Annotated in this window: 3 tRNA genes; all 3 read left to right on the plus strand. The window is 59.7% G+C overall.

Annotated elements, in window-relative coordinates:
- The 3 genes from QN399_RS26255 to QN399_RS26265 all read left to right on the plus strand — a co-directional run bounded on the left by QN399_RS26255 (position 1) and on the right by QN399_RS26265 (position 328).
- Positions 1–76 (plus strand) — tRNA-Glu (locus QN399_RS26255).
- Positions 77–78: 2 nt separating this feature from the next.
- Positions 79–154, plus strand: a tRNA-Gly gene (locus QN399_RS26260).
- Between the two features lie 101 nt (positions 155–255).
- Positions 256–328 (plus strand) — tRNA-Glu (locus QN399_RS26265).
- Positions 329–330 lie beyond the last annotated feature (2 nt).

A 330-nucleotide genomic window follows, 5' to 3' on the forward strand; every position in this document is an offset into this window, starting at 1 on the left:
GTCCCCTTCGTCTAGTGGCCTAGGACACCGCCCTTTCACGGCGGTAACAGGGGTTCGAGTCCCCTAGGGGACGCCATTGCGGGAATAGCTCAGTTGGTAGAGCACGACCTTGCCAAGGTCGGGGTCGCGAGTTCGAGTCTCGTTTCCCGCTCCATTTTTAAGCAGTCTTGCTCTCGGGCGGGGCTGGTGAAACCAGGGCAGGGTCTTCGGATCATGTTTTGGACACTGGAACATACTTGGTATGTTTCGGGCAGCGTCCCCTTCGTCTAGTGGCCTAGGACACCGCCCTTTCACGGCGGTAACAGGGGTTCGAGTCCCCTAGGGGACGCC

Source organism: Pseudomonas sp. 10C3, from assembly GCF_036346185.1.
Classification (GTDB): domain Bacteria; phylum Pseudomonadota; class Gammaproteobacteria; order Pseudomonadales; family Pseudomonadaceae; genus Aquipseudomonas.